The following is a 20,936-nucleotide window of genomic DNA, read 5'->3' as shown; positions in this document are numbered from 1 at the left end:
GCGCGGGCGTCGCGCCGCTGCGTCCACCCGCTCTGCCAGCAGGAGAACATGCCTACCAACGCCCGGCGCAAGCGCCGTCGCACCCTGGCCTGGATCGCCGCCCTGTCGGTGGCCGGCGTCGTGTTGTTGGTCATCGTGGCCGCGGTCGTGGTGCTGCGCGGCCGTGAGGCGCCGCCCAGCGCGGTGCCGCCCGGCGTGCTGCCGCCCACCTCGACGACCGGCCATCCGCACAAGCCGCGGCCCGCGTCGCAGGATGCCTCCTGCCCGGACGTGCTGCTGGTCAACGTGCCCGGCACCTGGGAATCGGCCCCGCAGGACGACCCGGGGAACCCGCTGCAGTTCCCGAACGCGTTGCTGCACAAGGTGACCGCGAGCCTCACCGAGCAGTTCCCGCCGTCGCGGTTGCAGGCCTACACCACTCCCTACACCGCGCAGTTCCACAACCCGTTGAGCGGTGACACGCAGATGACCTACAACGCCAGCCGGGCCGAGGGCACCCGGGCCACCGTCGCGGTGATGACCGACATGAACAACAAGTGCCCGCTGACCAGCTACGTGCTGATGGGCTTCTCGCAGGGCGCAGTGATCGCCGGCGACATCGCCAGCGACATCGGCAACGGCCGCGGGCCGGTGGACGACGACCTGGTGCTGGGTGTGACATTGATCGCCGACGGCCGCCGCCAGCAGGGGGTGGGCAACGACATCGGGCCCAACCCGCCCGGGCAGGGCGCCGAGGTGACTCTGCACGAGGTGCCCATCCTGTCGGGGCTGGGCCTGACCATGACCGGCGCGCGGCCCGGCGGGTTCGGCGACCTCAACGCCAAGACCAACGAGATCTGCGCGCCGGGCGACCTGATCTGCGCCGCGCCCGAGGAGGCCTTCAGCGTCGCCAACCTGCCCGCCACGCTGAACACCCTGGCCGGCGGTGCCGGCCAACCGGTCCACGCGCTGTACGCCACCACCCAGTGCTGGAGCCTGGACGGGGTGCCGGCCACCGACTGGACATTGAACTGGGCTCACGGATTGATCGCGAATGCGCCACAACCCAAACACGGATGATCGGGGCGGCCGGACACAGCCGTCAGGTGGCCGTTGCCGGTGGCCATCGGCGGTACCTTGTGATTTGGTCTGCCGTGGGCGGCCCCGTAACATTAAGAGGAATTTAAGAGCTGCCAGACTTTGTCGCGGGCCCGGTCGGGGTCGATGCCGGCTGGGGCTGCGGGGGCTGCCCGTGCGTGAACCGTGCGTGGACATTGCGTAGACATGTAGCCGTCGGCGCGCGCCGACCGGACAACAACGTCGGCCTGGCCGACCGAACACAGGTGTGACAGGAGAGCGGAATGGCGTACCACAACCCGTTCATCGTGAATGGAAAGATCAAGTTCCCCGAGAACACGAACTTGGTCAAGCACGTTGAGAAATGGGCGAGGGTTCGTGGCGACAAGCTCGCTTACCGATTCCTGGACTTTTCCACCGAGCGCGACGGCGTCGCCTGCGACATCTCCTGGTCGGAGTTCAGCGCCCGCAACCGCGCGGTGGGCGCCCGGCTGCAGCAGGTCACCGAGCCCGGCGACCGCATCGCGGTGCTGTGCCCGCAGAACCTGGACTACCTGATCGCGCTGTTCGGCGCCCTGTACGCCGGCCGGATCGCGGTGCCGCTGTTCGACCCCAGCGAGCCCGGTCACGTCGGCCGGCTGCACGCCGTGCTCGACGACTGCACCCCGTCGACCATCCTGACCACCACCGAGGCCGCCGAGGGCGTCCGCAAGTTCATCCGCGCCCGCTCGGCCAAGGAGCGCCCGCGCGTCATCGCCGTCGACGCGGTGCCCAACGAGGTCAATTCCACCTGGGTGCCGCCGGAGGCCGACGAGAACACCATCGCCTACCTGCAGTACACCTCCGGCTCCACCCGCACCCCGACCGGCGTGGAGATCACCCACCTGAACCTGCCCACCAACGTGCTGCAGGTGCTCAACGGGCTGGAGGGCAAGGAGGGCGACCGCGGCCTGTCCTGGCTGCCGTTCTTCCACGACATGGGGTTGATCACCGCGATGCTGTCGCCGGTGCTCGGCCACAACTTCACCTTCATGACCCCCGCCGCGTTCGTGCGCCGTCCCGGCCGGTGGATCCGGGAGATGGCCCGCAAGCCCGACGACGCCCCCGACTGCGAGGTGTTCACCGTCGCGCCCAACTTCGCGTTCGAGCACGCCGCCGTGCGCGGGGTGCCCAAGGAGGGCGAGCCGCCGCTGGACCTGAGCAACGTCAAGGGAATCCTGAACGGCAGCGAGCCGGTGTCCCCGTCCTCGATGCGCAAGTTCTACGAGGCCTTCAAGCCGTACGGCCTGCGCGAGACCGCGATCAAGCCGTCCTACGGCCTGGCCGAGGCGACGCTGTTCGTCTCCACCACCCCGATGGACCAGGCGCCCACCGTCATCCACGTCGACCGCGCCGAGCTGAACAAGCAGCGCTTCGTCGAGGTGCCCGCCGATGCCCCCAACGCGGTGGCCCAGGTGTCCGCCGGCGTCATCGGCGTCGACGAGTGGGCGGTCATCGTCGACCCGGAGACCGCCAGCGAACTGCCGGACGGGCACATCGGCGAGATCTGGTTGCACGGCAACAACATGGGCATCGGCTACTGGGGCAAGGAAGAGGAGACCAACGAGGTCTTCCGCAACATCCTCAAGTCGCGGATCAGCCAGTCGCACGCCGAGGGCGCCCCGGACGACGCGATGTGGGTCAAGACAGGCGACTACGGCACCTATTACAAGGGCCACCTCTACATCGCCGGCCGGATCAAGGACCTGGTCATCATCGACGGCCGCAACCACTACCCGCAGGACCTGGAGTACTCGGCGCAGGAGGCCAGCAAGGCGCTGCGCACCGGGTACGTGGCCGCCTTCTCGGTGCCGGCCAACCAGCTGCCCAAAGAGGTGTTCGACAACCCGCACACCGGGCTGAAGTACGACCCGGACGACACCTCCGAGCAGTTGGTGATCGTCGCCGAGCGCGCGCCCGGCACCCACAAGCTGGACTACCAGCCGATCGCTGACGACATCCGGGCCGCCATCGCGGTGCGCCACGGCGTCACGGTCCGCGATCTGCTGTTGGTGCAGGCGGGGACGATTCCGCGGACCTCCAGCGGCAAGATCGGGCACCGCGCCTGCCGCGCCGCCTACCTCGACGGCAGCCTGCGAAGCGGTGTCGGCTCCCCGACGGCCTTCGCCAACTCAACCGACTGAGCATCAGGACCATGGCTGACATAGACGAACCTCAGGAGAACACGCCCGCCAAGAAGAGCGATATGCGCGCCGGCGACGATGCAGAGCGAAGCGATGCTGAGGAGCGGCGCCCGACAACCGTGCCCGAGATGCGCGAGTGGCTGCGCAACTGGGTGGGCCGGGCCGTCGGGAAGTCACCCGACGAGATCGACGAGTCGGTGCCGATGGTCGAGCTGGGTCTGTCGTCGCGGGACGCGGTGGCGATGGCCGCCGACATCGAGGACATGACTGGCGTCACCCTGTCGGTGGCGGTGGCCTTCCAGCATCCGACCATCGAGTCGCTGGCCACCCGCATCATCGAGGGCGAGCCGGAGGCCGTCGACGCCGGCGACGACATGGACTGGTCGCGCAGCGGGCCGGCCGAGCGGGTCGACATCGCGATCGTGGGGCTGTCCACCCGGCTGCCCGGCGACATGAACAGCCCCGACGAGACCTGGCAAGCGCTGATGGAGGGCCGCGACGCCATCACCGACCTGCCCGAGGGCCGCTGGTCGGAATTCCTCGAGGAGCCGCGCATCGCGGCGCGGGTGGCAGGCGCCCGCACCCGCGGCGGCTACCTGAAGGACATCAAGGGCTTCGACTCGGAGTTCTTCGCGGTCGCCAAGACCGAGGCCGACAACATCGACCCGCAGCAGCGGATGGCGCTGGAGCTCACCTGGGAGGCGCTCGAGCACGCCCGCATCCCGGCGTCCAGCCTGCGCGGCGAGGCGGTCGGCGTGTACGTCGGCTTCTCCAACAACGACTACCAGTTCCTGGCCGTGTCCGACCCCACGGTCGCCCACCCCTACGCGATCACCGGCACCGCCACCTCGATCATCGCCAACCGGGTGTCCTACTTCTACGACTTCCGCGGCCCTTCGGTGGCGGTGGACACCGCCTGCTCCAGCTCGCTGGTGGCGACGCATCAGGCCGTGCAGGCGCTGCGCAACGGCGAGTGCGACGTGGCGATCGCCGGTGGGGTCAACGCGCTGCTCACCCCGCTGGTGACGCTCGGTTTCGACGAGATCGGCCAGGTGCTGGCACCCGACGGCCGGATCAAGTCGTTCTCCGCCGACGCCGACGGCTACACCCGCTCCGAGGGTGGGGGCATGTTCGTGCTCAAGCGGGTCGACGACGCCCGCCGGGACGGCGACCAGATCCTGGCCGTGATCGCCGGCAGCGCGGTCAACCACGACGGCCGGTCCAACGGCCTGATCGCCCCCAACCAGGACGCCCAGGCCGAGGTGCTGCGCCGGGCCTACAAGGATGCCGGCATCGATCCGCGCACCGTCGACTACATCGAGGCGCACGGCACCGGCACGGTGCTGGGTGACCCGATCGAGGCCGAGGCGCTGGGCCGGGTGGTCGGCCGCGGCCGGCCCGCCGACCGTCCGGCGCTGCTCGGAGCGGTGAAAACCAATGTGGGACACCTGGAGTCGGCGGCCGGCGCGGCCAGCCTGGCCAAGGTGGTGCTGGCGTTGCAGCACGACAAGCTGCCGCCGTCGATCAACTTCGCCGGGCCCAGCCCCTACATCGACTTCGACGGCATGCGCCTGAAAGTCATTGACAGCCCGACGGATTGGCCGCGCTACGGCGGCTACGCGCTGGCCGGGGTGTCCAGTTTCGGGTTCGGTGGCGCCAACGCGCACCTGGTGGTGCGCGAGGTGCTGCCCCGCGACGTCATCGAGCGCGAGCCGGAACCAACGCCCGCCCCGCAGGCCGCCGCCGAGCCCACCGAATCGCCTGAGCCGCAGGCCCACGCGCTGCGGTTCGACGACTTCGGCAACGTCATCCCCGACCCCGAAGCACCCGAGGAGGAAGAGCACGAGCTTCCCGGGTTGACCGAGGAGGCGCTGCGCCTCAAGGCGATCGCGCTGGAAGAGCTTGCGGCGCAACAGGAGTCCGAGCCCACCAAGCCGCTGATCCCGCTGGCCGTGTCGGCGTTTCTGACGTCACGCAAAAAGGCGGCCGCCGCCGAGCTGGCGGACTGGATGGAAAGCCCGGAGGGGCAAGCGTCGTCGCTGGAATCGATCGGCCGCGCCCTGTCCCGGCGCAACCACGGCCGCTCCCGCGCGGTGGTGCTGGCCCACGACCACGAGGAGGCCATCAAGGGTCTGCGGGCGGTCGCCGAGGGCAAGCAGCGGCCGAACGTGTTCAGCACCGACGGCCCGGTCACCAACGGCCCGGTGTGGGCGATGGCCGGTTTCGGTGCGCAGCACCGCAAGATGGGCAAGAACCTGTACCTGCGCAACGAGGTCTTCGCCGAGTGGATCGAGAAGGTCGACGCGCTGATCCAGGACGAGCGCGGTTACTCGGTGCTCGAACTGATCCTCGACGACTCGCACGAGTACGGCATCGAGACCTCCAACGTCGTCATCTTCGCGATCCAGATCGCGCTGGGTGAGCTGCTCCGCCACCACGGCGCCAAACCCGCTGCGGTGGTTGGCCAATCGCTCGGCGAGCCGGCGTCGGCGTATTTCTCCGGCGGGCTCTCGCTGGCCGACGCCACCCGGGTGATCTGCTCACGCTCGCACCTGATGGGCGAGGGCGAGGCGATGCTGTTCGGCGAGTACATCCGCTTCATGGCCCTTGTCGAGTACTCCGCCGACGAACTCAAGACGGTGTTCGCCGACTTCCCCGGCCTGGAGGTGTGCGTCTACGCCGCGCCCAGCCAGACCGTCATCGGCGGGCCGCCGGAGCAGATCGACGCGATCGTCGCCCGCGCCGAGGCCGAGGGACGTTTCGCGCGCAAGCTACAGACCAAGGGCGCGGGCCACACGTCGCAGATGGACCCGCTGCTCGGCGAGTTCTCCGCGGAATTGCAGGGCATCAAGCCGATGAGCCCGGCCGTCGGGATCTTCTCGACGGTGCACGAGGGCACCTACATCAAGCCCGGCAGCGAGCCGGTCCACGACGTCGCCTACTGGGTCAAGGGGATGCGGCATTCCGTCTACTTCACCCACGGTATCCGCAACGCCGTCGACAGCGGCCACACCACGTTCCTGGAGCTCGCCCCCAACCCGGTGGCGCTGATGCAGATCGGCCTGACCACCGCCGCCGCGGGATTGCATGACGCCCAACTGATTCCGACGCTCGCCAAAAAACAGGACGACGTCGAGTCGATGATCTCGGCCATGGCCCAGCTCTACGTCTACGGCCACGACCTGGACATTCGCACGTTGTTCACCCGGGCGAAGGGTCCGCAGGATTACGCGAACATCCCGCCGACCCGGTTCAAGCGCAAAGAGCACTGGCTCGACGTGCACTTCTCCGGCGACGGTTCGGTGATCATGCCGGGCACCCACGTTGCGCTGCCGGACGGCCGGCACGTGTGGGAATACGCGCCGCGCAACGGCGAGACGGACCTGGCGGCGTTGGTGAGATCGGCTGCCACACAAGTGCTTCCGGACGCGCAGCTGGTGGCCTCCGAGCAGCGGGCGGTGCCCGGCCCGGGAGCCCGGCTGGTGACGACCATGACCCGTCATCCGGGTGGGGCGTCGGTCCAGGTGCATGCCCGCATCGACGAGTCCTTCACCCTGGTCTACGACGTGCTGGTGTCGCGGGCCGGCCAGAACGTGGCGGCGCTGCCGACCGCGGTCGGCGCCGGCGCGGCCATCGCCGCCGCCCCGACCGTCGCGGCGCCCGAGCAGCCGGCGCAGACCCCCGTCGAGGAGGACACCAACGCCGAGACGCTGTCGGACAGCCTGACCGCCCGCTACCTGCCCGCCGGTACGGGCAAGTGGTCACCGGATTCGGGCGAGACCGTCGCCGAGCGGCTGGGCCTGATCGTCTCGGCGGCAATGGGTTACGAGCCCGAGGACCTGCCGTGGGAGGTGCCGCTGATCGAGCTGGGCCTGGACTCGCTGATGGCGGTGCGGATCAAGAACCGGGTCGAATACGACTTCGACCTGCCGCCGATCCAGCTGACCGCGGTGCGTGATGCCAACCTCTACAACATCGAGCAGCTGATCACGTACGCGATCGAGCACCGCGACGAGGTCGAGGCGCTGCACGAGCATCAGAAGACGCTGACGCCCGAGGAGATCGCCAAGGAACAGGCCCAGCTGCTCAGCGGGGCGACGCCGGCCTCGGTGGCCGCGCCCGCCCCCGACCCGCAGGCCGAGCCCGAGACCCAGCCGGCCCCGCCGCCGCCGTCGGACACCCCGATTCCGCCGCCGCCGACGGACCCGTCGGGTCCCTCCGCCAACGGCGGGCAGCCCAAGCCGAGCCTGGCCGAGGCGCTCAGCTCCGAAGCGGTGACCAAGGCGCTGAACTCCGACGTGCCCCCGCGCGACGCCGCCGAGCGGGTCACCTTCGCCACCTGGGCGATCGTCACCGGCAAGTCGGCGGGCGGCATCTTCAACCCGCTGCCCAAGCTGGACGCCGACACCGCCGCCAAGATGGCGCAGCGGCTGTCGGAGCGGGCCGACGGGCCGATCACCGTCGAGGACGTGCAGGCCGCCGAGACCATCGAGGCGCTCGCCGAGCGGGTGCGCACCTACCTGGAGGCCGGCCAGATCGACGGGTTCGTGCGCACCCTGCGGGCCCGGCCGGAGGGCAGCACCAAGATCCCGGTGTTCGTGTTCCACCCGGCCGGCGGTTCCACCGTGGTGTACGAGCCGCTGCTCAAGCGGTTGCCGCCGGACACCCCGATGTACGGCTTCGAGCGCGTGGAGGGGTCCGTGCAGGAGCGGGCCGCCCAGTACGTGCCCAAGCTGCTGGAGCTCAACGGGGACAACCCGTTCGTCCTCGTGGGCTGGTCGCTCGGCGGCGCGCTGGCCTACGCCTGCGCGATCGGGCTGAAGCGGGCCGGCGCCGACGTCCGTTTCGTCGGGCTGATCGACACCGTCCGCGCCGGCGAGGAGGTCCCGCAGACCAAGGAGGAGACCCGCAAGCGCTGGGACCGCTACGCGCGGTTCGCCGAGCGCACCTTCAACGTCGAGATCCCGGCGATCCCCTACGAGCAGCTCGAGGAGCTCGACGACGAAGGGCAGGTCAAGTTCGTGCTGGACATCGTCCAGCAGAGCGGGGTGCAGATCCCGGGCGGCATCGTCGAGCACCAGCGGACGTCCTACCTGGACAACCGGGCGCTCGAGACCGTCCAGATCGAGCCGTACGACGGGCACGTGACGCTGTACATGGCCGACCGCTACCACGACGACGTCATCGAGTTCGAGCCGCGCTACGCCATCCGCCAGCCCGACGGCGGCTGGGGCGAGTACGTGGCCGACCTGGAAGTGGTTCCGATCGGCGGCGAGCACATCCAGGTCATCGACGAACCGATCATCGGCAAGGTCGGCGCCCACCTCACCGACGTGCTGAATAAGGTGGAGGCGCAAACCAGTCAGACAAGTGAGGTAGGCAAGTAGTGACGGAGATGGCGCCGGCCCCCATCCAGCACACCACCGCCGAGAAGCTGGCCGAGCTGTACCGCCGGCTGGAGTTGGCCAAGGAGCCCGGAGGCGAGAAGGCCGCCGCCAAGCGGGACAAGAAGGGCATCCCCAGCGCCCGGGCCCGCATCCACGCGCTGGTCGATCCGGGCACCTTCCTGGAGACAGGGGCGCTGGCCAAGACACCCAACGACCCCAACGCCCTCTACGGCGACGGCTGCGTCACCGGCCACGCCATGATCGACGGCCGGCCGGTCGGGGTATTCTCCCACGACCAGACGGTGTTCCAGGGCACGGTCGGCGAGATGTTCGGCCGCAAGGTGGCCCGGCTGATGGAGTGGTGCGCCATGGTCGGCTGCCCGATCATCGGCATCCAGGACTCCGGCGGCGCCCGCATCCAGGACGCGGTCACCTCGCTGGCCTGGTACGCCGAGCTGGGCCGCCGGCACGAGGCATTGAGCGGGCTGGTGCCGCAGATCTCGCTGATCTTCGGCAAATGCGCTGGGGGAGCGGTGTATTCGCCGATCCAGGACGACCTGCTGGTCTCGGTGCGCGATCAGGGCTACTTCTTCGTCACCGGCCCGGACGTGATCCGGGAGGTCACCGGCGAGGAGGTCACCCTCGACGAGCTCGGCGGCTCCGACGCGCAGGCCCGATACGGCAACATCCACCACGTGGTCAACACCGAGGCCGAGGCGTTCCAGTACGTGCGGGAGTACCTGTCCTTCCTGCCGTCCAACTGCTTCGACCAGCCGCCGATCGTCAACCCCGGGCTGGAGCCCGAGATCACGCCGACCGACCTCGAGCTCGACTCGATCGTGCCGGACTCGGACAACATGTCCTACGACATGCACGAGATCCTGCTGCGGATCTTCGACGACGGCGACTTCCTCGAGGTGGCCGCCCAGCACGGCCCGGCCATCATCACCGGCTACGCCCGCGTCGACGGCCACCCCGTGGGCGTGATCGCCAACCAGCCCATGCACCTGTCCGGGTCGATCGACAACGAGGCCTCGGACAAGGCCGCGCGGTTCATCCGGTTCTGCGACGCGTTCAACATCCCGCTGGTCTTCGTGGTGGACACGCCCGGCTTTCTGCCCGGGGCCGAGGAGGAGAAGCGGGGCATCATCAAGCGCGGCGGCCGGTTCCTCTACTCGGTGGTGGAGGCCGACGTGCCGAAGGTGACCATCACCGTCCGCAAGTCCTACGGCGGCGCCTACGCCGTGATGGGCTCGCGGCAGCTGACCGCCGACTTCAACTTCGCCTGGCCGACCGCGCGGATCGCGGTGATCGGCGCCGAGGGGGCGGCGCAGCTGCTGATGAAGCGGTTCCCCGATCCGACCACGCCCGAGGCGCAGCAAATCAAGAAGGACTTCATCGAGGGCTACAACCTCAACATGGCGATCCCGTGGACGGCGGCCGAACGCGGCTTCATCGACGCGGTCATCGACCCGCACGAGACGCGGCTGCTGCTGCGCAAGTCGCTGAAGTTGTTGCGGGACAAGCAGTTGTGGTTCCGCGTCGCCCGCAAGCACGGGCTGATCCCGGTCTAGTCGCCCGCGGCCTGCTTGGTCGCCTGCACGAAATAGCCGCGCGGCACCCCCGCGACGTCCATCGGGACCGCGGGCGCATACCAGCGCTGGTACCGGTTGCCCGGTTCCGCGACATCGGTGACCGTCGCCGACCAGCCGAGGCGCTCGCACAACCCGCCCGGGTCGTCGGTGCCGAAGCGCCACGGGGCGCCGCTGCGGGCCATCGACTCCAGCACCGGCGCCATGAAGTCCGACTCCAGCAGCGCCTTGCCGACGACGTCGTAGAGAAGGACCGAGGCGCGCGCCGAGAGCGCGTCGACGCGGTCCAACAACGCGGTGACTGCGGCCTCGTCGAGGTACTGCAGCAGCCCCTCGATCAGCCACACCGCCGGCGCGGACGGATCGAGTCCGGCGCGGCGCAGGGCGGCCGGCCAGTCCTGGGCCAGATCGACCCCCACCGCGACACGTCGACACGCCGGCCGTTCGCCGGCCAGCACGCCGTCCTTGGCCGACAGCACGTGCGGCTGGTCCAGTTCGTAGACGACCGTGCCGTCGGGCCACGCCAGCCGGTAGGCGCGGGCATCCATGCCGGCGGCCAGGATGACGACCTGGCTGATTTGCTGCGCCGCCTCCAGCAGGGCGTCGTCCCAGAACCGGGTGCGCACGACGATCTGCGCGGTGGCGCTCTCGCCGGTCGCGGCCAGCGCCCCGGCGAGCAGCTCGTGCCCCCGGATCGCCGGCCAGCCGTGCCGCGAACGGATCGGCGAAAAGCCGGTCGTCGCGGGTGGTTTCGTGGGCGCGGATGGCGGCCACCAGCAGTGCGGTGTCGGCGACCGCGGCGAGGTTTGCGTCCATCACCCCATCATCGGCGCCGGGCGCCGGCCGCGGCTTGGATATTTTGGCCGCGTGCACTCACCGGGCGAGTTCGACGTGACCGGGCATCGACGAGCGTCGCCGCGCGTACTGGGTGGGGGTGGCGCCGGTGAAGGCGCGGAACTCGCGCACGAAGTGGGCCTGATCGAAGTAGCCGAGGTCGGCCGCGATCGTCGCGCCCCGCGCCGGGGTGTCGAGCGCGCGCAGCGCGGCCTGCAGCCGGCGCACCCGAAGATAGGCCTTCGGTGACAGGCCGACCTCGCAGCGGAACAGCGCGGCGAACCGCTTACGCGAAAGACCGCTCAGCTCTTGGGCTTTCGAGACGCGCATGGACGGGTCGAGATCCGCGCCGCGCAACACCGGCGCCAGGCGCGCAGGCGGCCACACGGCGTTGCGGCGCATCCGGCGGACCAGAAACGCCTGCAGCAGCGCCACGCGGCGCGGTGGCGAGCCGGCGTCGATGAGTTGCTCGCGCAGCAGCGCCGCGTCCCGGCCCCAGAGGTCTTCGAGGCCAACCAGCGCATCCTCCAGATCGCTCAGCGGGGAACCCAGGAATGCCAGCGCCCCGGCGGGCCGGAAGTGGATGGTCATCACGGTGTGGGCGGGGGCGACCCGCACGACGTAGGCCGTCGCGCCCGCCCCGGCGGCGAAGGCGGGCGGGACCGTCAGCGGCGTGCGGGCATCCGAGGCGTAGAAGCCGAGGTCGGTGCGGCCGCCGACGTCGATGATCGCGGTGACCGCGCCGCGCGGCAGCGCCCGGCTGGTATGCACCCCCAAGGCCTCGTCGCCGCGCCAGTAACCGAAATACTCGATGTGCTCGGCGAGCGGCGGGCTCGGCCGGTACAACCGCGGAGCAGTCATGGTGCGGCCTAGGGACGGAACGCGCCGTCGACCAGTTCGTCGAAGCGCTGCAACGCCTCGTCGGAGTCGGCGTCGATGCCGCGCAGCGCGCCCCGGTCGGCGAGGTAGCGCTGCGCGTAGAGCCGCGCGACCAGCGCCTTGCGGTCACCGCCACGGGTGGCCCGCTCCCAGGCGGCCTGCTCGACCAGCAACGCGCCGCCGTAGATGTCACCCATGAATTGGGCCAGCGCGAACAGCCGCGCCTCGGCCAGCGGCTTGTCGAGCTTGCCCCAGGCGGTGATCGCCGCGTCCAGGTCCTCGATCCGGCCGGCCACCAGGCGGGTGGCTTCGTCGTCGTCGGCCACCGACACCGCATCGCGCAGCCGGGCCAGCAGCGTCTCGTGCGCCCGGGTCTGCTCGATGCCGCGCCGCACATCCAGGCACAGGATGTTGTCCGGGCCCTCCCAGATGGTGTTGACCTGGGCGTCTCGCAAAAGCCTTGCCACCGGCCAGTTTTCGATGTAGCCGTTGCCGCCGTGGATCTCGATCGCATCCGAGGCCGCGGTGATGCCCAGCCGGCACACCCGGAGCTTGGTGACCGGCACCGCGATGCGCTGGCGCATGCCGCGCGGCTGGCGATGGTTGGTGGCGCCGGTGCCGTCGAACACCATCGCCTGCGCCGCCTCGACGTCGACGATCAGCTCGGCGAGCTTGCGCCGCATCAGCGGCTTGTCGATCAGCGCGCCGCCGAACGCCCGGCGCTGCCGCGCGTAACACAGCGACTCGACCAGGGCGCGGCGCGCGTTGCCGAGCCCGAACAACGCGATGCCCAGCCGCGCGGCGTTGGTCAGCTCCATCATCCGGCCCAGCCCCTTGCCGTCCGACGCGGCGCCGTCGGTGGGCTCGCCGGACAGCAGGAACGCCTCGGCGTCGACGAACTCGACCTCGCCGGAGGCCACCGAGCGGGTGCCGAGCTTGTCCTTCAGCCGGCGCACCCGCACCCCGTTGCGGGAACCGTCGCGGCGGGTGCGCAGCACCAGGAAGTTGGCCACGCCACGCGAATTGTCCGGTGCGCCTTCGGGTTTGGCCAGTACGATGAACGCCTCTCCGGCGCAGTTGGAGGCGAACCACTTGAAGCCGTTGAGCAGCCAGCTGTCGCCGTGGCGCGTCGCGGTGGTCTCCAGCGCGCCCAGGTCGGAGCCGCCGGTGCGCTCGGTGAGCAGTTGCGCGGTCTCACCGGCCCACTCCCCGGAGGCGAACTTGGCCAGCACGTGCTCGCGCACATCGGCGGGCGCGTAGGCGGCCACCAGCGACTGCACCATGCCGCCGCCGGTGCCCAACGCACACCCCATCCCGATATCGGCTTGGTTGAGCAGGTAATTCGAGGCGAACAGCGGCAGCGACGAGCTCATCTTCGCCGCCCGCGCTTCGGTGCGCAGCGCCCGCTGGGCCTCCAGCACGGCCCGCTTGGACTGGACGAAGGACGGCGGCATCACCACCCGGCTGATGTCGTGGCCCCACCGGTCGTAGCGCTCCAGCCGGGGCGGGTTGCGGTCGGTCTCCTCGGCCCAGCGGGCCACCGGGCCGCCCATCAGCTCACCGATGCGCGACAGATGCCGCTCGGCCAGCGCCAGCTCGTCGGGCTGCAGGTAGTAGGACATGGTGAACTGCAGCGTCGGATCGGTGTCATACCAGTTGAGACCCACGGCCCCGCAGTAGTTCTCGGTCGCGTAGCGCTGGGATTTCTCCGCGGTGGAAAAGGGCAGCCGATCCACCGCCTCGACGGCGTAGTCGCTCATCGTTGAGACGTTACGCGCCCACCGGCACCACGAACTCCGACGTGTAGAACTCGGCCGGATTCTGCGAGTTCGGATTCGGCCGCTCGATGATCAACCATACCCCGGTGGTGCCGGGCCGGACGGTGTCGGAAACGGTCGCCGTGCCGCGGCCCGCGCCGTCGAGGTCCATACCGGTGAAAGCGGTTCCCGGGTCGCCGGGCCCGCAGCCGGCCGACGACGGCCGCGGTTCTTCGATAAGGCCGACGTCGAAATGCATTCCGGGCTCGGGCGCGTCCACCAAATGCACCTCGGCCACGGCCGTGGACCCATTGACGCGGACGACGGCCGAGCCGGTGCCCAGCATCGGGCTGGGCACCTTGGGCGCGATGCTCACCTTGCTGAAATCGCAACGGCGCAAGTAGTTGTCGAAAACGACGGTGGTGCCGCCACCCTCGGCGGCCGCGGTGGCCGGGGATGACACCGCGGCCGGGAGGATCAGCGACGTGACGGCGGCCGCGTGAGTTCCCAGGCGAATCAGCGTGTGCATCGGGCCATCCTTTTCCGGGTGTGAACTGGATCACGGCGGAATTAGTATTGACCCGGAAATGGATTGCCGAAACCCATTATCGGTAATTACTCGATCGTTAATTCGGCGCGTTATTCGACCGGTGAATAATTACGGCTAAACCATTTATGGTTTTATTCGTATCGGGCCCGGCGACCACCAACCGGTGCGGGTCGCGGTGCCCAGATCGAGTTGCGCGGGATGCGCATCGGCGATCGTTTCGAACCGGCGCAACGATCCCCAGTCCCGGCCCCAGTCGTGCGACAGGTACGTCGACATCACGTGCGCCCGCAGCAGCAGGTCGGTGATCCCCAGCAGGCCCCCGTTGGTGCCGTCCTCCCAGGTGTCGGTGTCCATCTTCTTGGCGGTGTAATCCGGGGTGATGCGGAACTTGGGGATCTCGGTGACCCCGTTGACGTGCAGCATCGGCTGCTGGCAGGGGAAGGCCAGCCCCACCGCCCAGTCCATCAGCACCGGCTGGGTCGAGCCGACGTACTCCTGCAGCGAGCGCATCTCGGGCACCCGCGGCGGGGTCACCGCGATCCAGTCCTCCGGCGTCAGCGACAGGTCCTCGGCCACCACCCGCACGGCCACGGTGTCCGCGGGCATGTCGGAGCGGGCGAAGCGCAGGTTGCGCCAGGCCTTGGGCTGCTCGCCGTACAGGTCGTAGGGCACCAGCCGGCCGGCGGGCACGATGTCACCGCCGGGCCCGGGCCGGCCGTACTCGAGCACCACGGTCTGCCCGTCGGTGTGGTGGTGCAGCACGCTGTTGCCGGCGATCTTGCCAGCGGCGGTCACCACCACCAGCGGGTGACCGTCATCGGGTGCGGGCAGCCGGTACCACGCCGAGGTCAGCCGGCTCTGCTGTTGCGCCCCGGTGGTGTAGCTGCCGGCCAGCGGCACCCGGGCGGCGTCCAGGCCGTACGGCAGCGGCACGGTCGAGCCGTTGATGCCCGGCGCGCTCAGCTTGGTCGGCGCGTCCCAGTCGTAGTCGGTGCCGGGCTGGTTGGGGGTGATCCGAATCGCTTCGGCGACAGTGTGTTCGGGCACCCCGTTCGGGGAGAAGCCCACCGGGTGCTGGCCGCCCAGCGGGCCCAGCGGCCCGTAATCGCCGCCGAGCGGCGTCATGTAGCCGACGTTGCTGTCCGGTTCGACGAGCACGTCGTCGGCCAGTCCGCAGCCGCCGCTGAACTCGCGCAGGTTGTCCCAGGCGTTGGAGTAGGTGGGGTACTGGCGGACGATGCCGGCCACCATCGACGCGATGAACACCAGCGCCATGAAGCCGGCCGCGAGGGGCACCGGCGCTGCCGTCAGCGCCCGGGCCAGCCGGCCCTCGCCGTGCTCCCGGGAGGCGAAGTGCAACCAGATCGCGTACAGCGCGGCCGCGACGAACATCGAGAAAAAGACTGTGCTGACCGTGATTCCGCCGATCTTCGGCATGGTGCTGTTGAACGGCACCCCGTAGCTGGACACATACCACCAGCCGTTGGTGGTGGCGAAGCACAGCGCCATCATGAACAGCAGCGCGGCCAAGAACGCCATCCGGTTGCGCGACCAGCGCAGCACCGCCGGCGACACCAGCACGGTGGTCAGCGCGGCCATCGCCGCCCCCACCGCGGCGAACAGGCCGAAATGGTGCACCCACTTGGTGGGGGTGAACATCAAAAAGAACATGGTGCCGAAGATGACACCCATCAGCCGCCACGCCGGCCCGCGGGCCACCCCGGGAATTCGCTTGCGCCGCAACATGATGAACACCGCGGTGAACAGGCACAGCGCGGTGATCAGGAAGCCGAACCGCCGGGACAGCGAGCCGTCGACGGTGGGCAGGATCAAGTAGTAGTAGCGCAGGTTCTCGGTGTACCAGGCCTGGCTGGGTCCGATCGCGGTGCGAATCCTGGTGGCTTCCAACACCGTTGCCAGCGTCTGGTCGGCGAACACCACCGTCAGGATCACCGTGCCGGCGGCCAGCATGGGCGCCACCAGCGGCCAGGTGCCCACCACCCGGTGCCGGCGGACCAGAATGCGCAGGATCGGGCGACCACCGGCGACCAACGCGGCCACCGCGATCAGGCCGGTGGGCTGCACGCCCAGCGTGAAGGCGGCCGTGATGACGGCCAGCGCGGCCGGGGTGAGCCGGCTGTAGCGCATCGAACGCTCGATCAGCACATAGGTGACCAGCGATCCCAGCGCGATGATCGGCTCGGGGCGCAGCCCGTTGTCGAACGGCATCCACGCCGTCAGCAACACCATGCCCGCCGCCCAGTTGGCCGGCCTGCTGGCGGCCACCGCCGGTCCCAGCCGGGGCAGCACCTCGCGGGACAGCAACAGCCAGCACACGATTCCGGCGAACAGGTCCGGCAACCGCATCCACAGGCTGGCGTCGCTGACATGCGTCATCAGCGCCAGCAGGTTGTAGTACCAGCCGAACGGATCCTCGGGGCTGCCGAACCAGCGGAAGTAGTTCGACATGTAGCCGGCGCGGTCGGCCACCCGGGCCATGCCCAGGATGTAGCCGTCGTCCGACGAGTTCGCCCCGATCACGTGCCAGAGCACGAACCCGAAGATCACCGCGACGTCGGCCAGGGTGAACGTGCGCCAGTTCGCCGGAATGAGCCGGCGCATCCGGTGCCCGTCCAGCTGGTCGAGCCGCCACAGCGCGACCAGCGCGACGATGGTGGCCAGGATCGCCGTCACCATCGCCGCCAGCTTCAAAGTGGTTGGCGTGGTGGAGAATCGGGTGTCGATGGTCGCCGACAGCTTCAGGCCGGCCGGGGCGGGCCCGGTCAGGTCGGTGAACACGCCGACGATCTGGGGCCGCAGGTTGGGGTCGGGGAATCCGCCGCCGAGTGGTTTGCCCGCCGGGTCGGTGAGCCCGACGAAGGTGGCGAAGGTGCCGGCGCGGGTCGAGGCGATCTCGATGCGGGAACACCCGGCTCCGGCCACCTGATCCCGGGATGCGCTGGCGATCACCACGTTGCGGTCGGTGACGTCGACGCGCTTGCCGTGGGCGACGACGAACAACGCGTTGAGCGCGGCGTCCTTGCCCTTCTTGGGCCCGGTGGACAGGATCACCCCGCCCCCGGGCGGCAGGTCGCGCACCAACGAGCAGGGCACCGTCGCGGTCAGGTCCACCGGGGTGAGCGAAATCAGCGGTGCGGTAACGCTGTTCAACTGACCGCCCTGCGGCCAGTTCAGCGTCGCGGTGGTCTGCACGACGGGCAGCAGCGGGGTGGCGACCGACAGCACGAACCCGATCAGCCCGGCGATGGTCGCCACCCAGCGCGTCACCCGCACGTCGCCGCCGACGGTCGAAACGCTCATGGGAGTGCCCGAATCGGTCCCTGCCGGCTCCAGCCGTGCACTGTCATCACACCCTGTTCGATAGCGGCGTCCGGCGCCTGATCGGCCGGCACCAACCGGAAGTACTGCTCCACCGATCCCCAGTCGCGATACCAGTCGCCGCGCAGATAGGTCGGGATGGTCGAGGTGCGCAGCAGCGCCTGCAGGAACAGGAACGGCCCGCCGGCTTCGCTGGACTGCCACAGGTTCGACGACGCCGCGGTCTGCTTGCGGTCCGGCAGGATGCGGTAGGCCGGAAGTTCAGCCACGCCAAGGTGTTCGGAGAAGGGCCGCTGGCACGGGAAGTTCGCCGCGGTCGCGATGTCCATCATCACCGGCGTCTGCGAGCCGATCAGCTGCTGCAGGGTTTCGGTCACCGGCACCCGCGGCGGGGTGAACGCGAACCACTGCTCGGAACTCAGGTTCGGGTCGTAGGCGACGATGCGCGCCACGTTGGCCTCCGGCGGCGCCCAGGCCAGCGGGAAGCGCAGATTGCGCCACGCCGGCTGCGGGCCGATGTCGATCGGCTGCACCTCAGCCAGCGGCACCGTGCTGCCGTCCGGGCGGGCCACGCCCCACTGCAGTTTCAGCGACTGGCCGTAGGTGAACGTGCCGTCCTCCTTGTAGGACCAGATCGCGCCGGCCGCCGACACCACCACCAGCGGGCGGTCCGGCGTGCGGGGCGGCAGCTGGTACCAGGCCGAGGTGGCCGTGGCGGCCAGCGAGTTCTCGCCGTAGCTGCCCATCACCGGGGTGCGGGCCGGGTCGAGGCCGAACGGGAGCGCCGCGTGCGAGCCGTTGACGCCCACCGGCCCCTTGCCGCCGGCGGTGCCCGCCGAGTCGCTGTAGGCGACGTTGGGTTTGTTGGGGGAGGCGTCCGAGTTGACCAGCCCGGGCTTGGTCACCACGGGGTCGGACTGCAGGTCGTCGCCCACGCCGTCGGGTTTGAAGCCGACCGGGTTGACCCCGCCGAGCGGCCCGTCCGGCCCGAACGTCTGGCCCGGCAGCGGCTGCAGCATGCCGGCGTTGGCGTCCGGCTCGGCCAGCACGTCGTCGGCCATCGCGCAGCTGGTCGGCGACAGCCCCGACGCGATGGCGGCCAGGTTGGCCTTGCCGGTGGTGTACAGCGGGTAGCGGAACACCGCGCCCTTGGTCAGCGAGGCGACCTCGCCGACCACCATGATGGTCGCGACCACCAGCAGCGGGGTGGACGCCAGCACGCGGTTGCGCCGGCTGTCCTTGACCTCGGTGTGGCCCGCATAGTCCATCCGGAAGTGCTGCCAGGCCGCCAGCAGCCCGGTGATGATGGACAGCGTCAGGAACATCGACGTCACCGGGTGGCTGGCGATGACCGGCTGGATGTCGTACCACGGCACCCCGTAGTTGCCGACGTAGAACCAGCCGTTGATCCCGGAGGTGGCCCAGGCCAGCACGAACAGCAACGCCGTCACGTACAGCGTGAGATTGCGGCGGTTGTGCAGGCCGATCCGCGAGCAGGCGAACGCGGTCAGCGCGCCCAGCGCCCCGGCCAGCCCGGCGAAGGCGCCGAACTGGACCGCCCACTTGGTCGGCGTGAACGTCAACAGCAGCAGGCCGACGGCGGTGGTGCCGATCAGCCGCCAGGCCGGGCCGCTGGCCACCCCGGGGACATGGCCGCGGCGCAGCAGGATGACCAGCATGCCGAACAGGCACAGCAGCATCACCAGCACGGCGAAGCGCCGCGCCATCGACCCGTCGGGGTTGGACTCGACCGTCAGGAAGTAGTAGCGCAACCAATCCTGGTACCAGGCGATCGTCGGGCCGACCTTGTATTTGATCCGGGCCGACTCCAGCACCGTGGCCACGGTCTGGCTGCGGAACACCACCACCAGGATCAGCGACAGCGCCGCCGCCAGCACCGCCAGCGGCGCCAGCAGACCGTCGCTGGCCCGGCGCCGCCGGATGGCCTGGGCGACGGCCCGGGCGCCGGTGAGCAGCGCGGCGACCGCGATCAGGCCCTGCGGCGCCAGGGTGGCGGTCAGCAACGCCACCACGACGGCCACCGCCGCCGGCGCCAGCCGCTGCAGCGCGATGGCCCGTTCCACCAGCATCCAGGTGACCAGCACGCCCAGCGCGATCAGCGGTTCGGGCCGCAGCCCGTTGTTGAACGGCAGCCAGGCCGCGACGAACACCGCGCCCGCGGTGAAGACCGCCACCCGGTTGGCCGCCAGCCCGCCCCGGCCCGGGCCCAGCCGGCGCAGCACCCAGTGGCTGATGATCAGCCAGCAGCCGATCCCGGCCAGCGTCGCGGGCAGCCGCATCCACACGCCGGCCGTGCTCACCGAGGCCAGCCGGGACAGCAGGCCCAGATACCAGTCGAAGGGCGCGTCGGTGGTGCCGAAGTAGCGGTAGTAGTCGACGAGGTAGCCGGCCTTCGGCGCGACCCGGGCGATGGTCAGGTTGTAGCCGTCGTCCGACGAGGTCGCCCCGACGACGTGCCACAGCAGCAGGGTGGCGAGCACCGCGGCGTCGGCGATCCAGGTCGCGAACCCGACCCGGCGCCAGTTGGCCAGGTGGGTGCCGGGGCGGTACCGGGACAGCCACGCGATCGGGGAGCGCCAGTTGATCAGGGTGCCGCCGCCGCGGCTGCGCCGGTCCAGCACCGCCAGCGCGACGATGGCGGTCAGCACCGCCAGCGTGCCCAGCACCATCACGATCTGTTTGAGGACCGTCGGCGCGGTGATGAACCGGGTGTCGATGTCGACGCGGGCCGAAAGCCCCGGCCCGGCGGGCACCTTGAGGTCGGTGAAGATCCCGCCGACCTGGGGCTTCTTCTCGGCGGGCAGGGTTCCCGCGGCGCCGGGGATGCCGACGAACTCGGCACCGGCCGCGCCGGCGTCGGCCCAGGCGTGCAGCACGCTGCAGGCCCCGGCGGCGACGGCCGGGCGCTGCGCCACCGCCGCGACGGTGTCCCGGAAGGCGACGACGACCACGTCCTTGTTGGCCCGCACGAACAGCCCGTTCTTGCCGGCGTCCATGCCGCCGGGCGGCAGCGTGGAGACCACCAGGCCGCCGTCGGCGGGCAGGGTGGCGACGGCCGGGCAGGGGATGGAGATGTCCAGCGCGCGGGGCGCCCCCGACACCAGGGGCGCGGTGATCTGGCTGACGTGTCCGTCGACCGTGCCCTGCGGCCACAGCACGGTGGCCGTGGTCTGGCGCACCGGGAGCAGCGGGACGGCCAGGCACAGCAGCAGGCCGGCGATGCCCGCGACGGCGGCCACCGACCGGGGGATCCGCTGCGATCGCTGTTTACCGTCGTGGGGCACGAGGCTCGATCGTAAGCGACGCGGCTTTGTCCGCCCGGGATGCGGGGCTGCGCG

At 70.2% G+C, this 20,936-nt stretch carries 9 protein-coding genes and 1 pseudogene; 4 read left to right on the top strand and 6 right to left on the bottom strand.

Annotated elements, in window-relative coordinates; translation table 11 throughout:
* Positions 1 to 48 precede the first annotated feature (48 nt).
* The 4 genes from culp6 (at position 49) to MAA44156_RS01280 (ending at position 10,200) form a co-directional block, all read left to right on the top strand.
* A complete protein-coding gene (gene culp6, locus MAA44156_RS01295) occupies positions 49 to 1,059 on the top strand; it encodes a carboxylesterase Culp6 (RefSeq protein WP_009974456.1) in 1,011 nt (336 codons plus the stop codon).
* A gap of 281 nt (positions 1,060 to 1,340) precedes the next feature.
* Positions 1,341 to 3,239, top strand: coding sequence for a long-chain-fatty-acid--AMP ligase FadD32 (gene fadD32 / locus MAA44156_RS01290; protein ID WP_009974458.1), 1,899 nt, complete (start codon positions 1,341 to 1,343; stop codon positions 3,237 to 3,239).
* An 11-nt stretch (positions 3,240 to 3,250) separates the two neighbouring features.
* Positions 3,251 to 8,626 carry a polyketide synthase Pks13 gene (gene pks13, locus MAA44156_RS01285; RefSeq protein ID WP_029248343.1) on the top strand — a complete coding sequence of 1,792 codons (5,376 nt, stop codon included), beginning with the start codon at positions 3,251 to 3,253 and terminating at the stop codon, positions 8,624 to 8,626.
* Positions 8,627 to 8,634: 8 nt separating this feature from the next.
* Positions 8,635 to 10,200 carry an acyl-CoA carboxylase subunit beta gene (locus MAA44156_RS01280; protein ID WP_031344660.1) on the top strand — a complete coding sequence of 522 codons (1,566 nt, stop codon included), beginning with the start codon at positions 8,635 to 8,637 and terminating at the stop codon, positions 10,198 to 10,200.
* Here MAA44156_RS01280 and MAA44156_RS01275 read toward each other — a convergent pair.
* The 6 genes and pseudogenes from MAA44156_RS01275 to MAA44156_RS01250 form a co-directional block, all read right to left on the bottom strand.
* Positions 10,197 to 11,091, bottom strand: a pseudogene (locus MAA44156_RS01275) (SAM-dependent methyltransferase). The gene MAA44156_RS01280 and the pseudogene MAA44156_RS01275 overlap by 4 nt on opposite strands.
* Positions 11,092 to 11,913, bottom strand: coding sequence for a helix-turn-helix domain-containing protein (locus tag MAA44156_RS01270; RefSeq protein ID WP_023880461.1), 822 nt, complete (start codon positions 11,911 to 11,913; stop codon positions 11,092 to 11,094). It lies immediately after the preceding pseudogene.
* A gap of 8 nt (positions 11,914 to 11,921) precedes the next feature.
* Positions 11,922 to 13,691 (bottom strand): acyl-CoA dehydrogenase family protein, encoded by a 1,770-nt coding sequence (locus MAA44156_RS01265; RefSeq protein WP_009974464.1) that lies wholly within the window; start codon positions 13,689 to 13,691, stop codon positions 11,922 to 11,924.
* A 10-nt stretch (positions 13,692 to 13,701) separates the two neighbouring features.
* Entirely contained in the window at positions 13,702 to 14,217 is a 516-nt protein-coding gene (locus MAA44156_RS01260) for a hypothetical protein (protein WP_009974465.1), read from the bottom strand.
* Between the two features lie 144 nt (positions 14,218 to 14,361).
* The gene (gene embB / locus MAA44156_RS01255) at positions 14,362 to 17,559 is read right to left on the bottom strand and encodes an arabinosyltransferase EmbB (protein ID WP_009974467.1); all 3,198 of its coding nucleotides are present in this window, start codon (positions 17,557 to 17,559) and stop codon (positions 14,362 to 14,364) included.
* Positions 17,556 to 20,882, bottom strand: coding sequence for an arabinosyltransferase domain-containing protein (locus MAA44156_RS01250; protein WP_029248344.1), 3,327 nt, complete (start codon positions 20,880 to 20,882; stop codon positions 17,556 to 17,558). Before MAA44156_RS01250 ends, embB begins: the two co-directional genes overlap by 4 nt.
* Positions 20,883 to 20,936: the final 54 nt, after the last annotated feature.

It is taken from the genome of Mycobacterium avium subsp. avium (genome assembly GCF_009741445.1).
In the GTDB taxonomy this organism is placed as follows: Bacteria; Actinomycetota; Actinomycetes; order Mycobacteriales; family Mycobacteriaceae; genus Mycobacterium; species Mycobacterium avium.
Note: the sequence above shows the minus strand (reverse complement) of the source record. Positions and strands in the feature narration are given on the sequence as shown.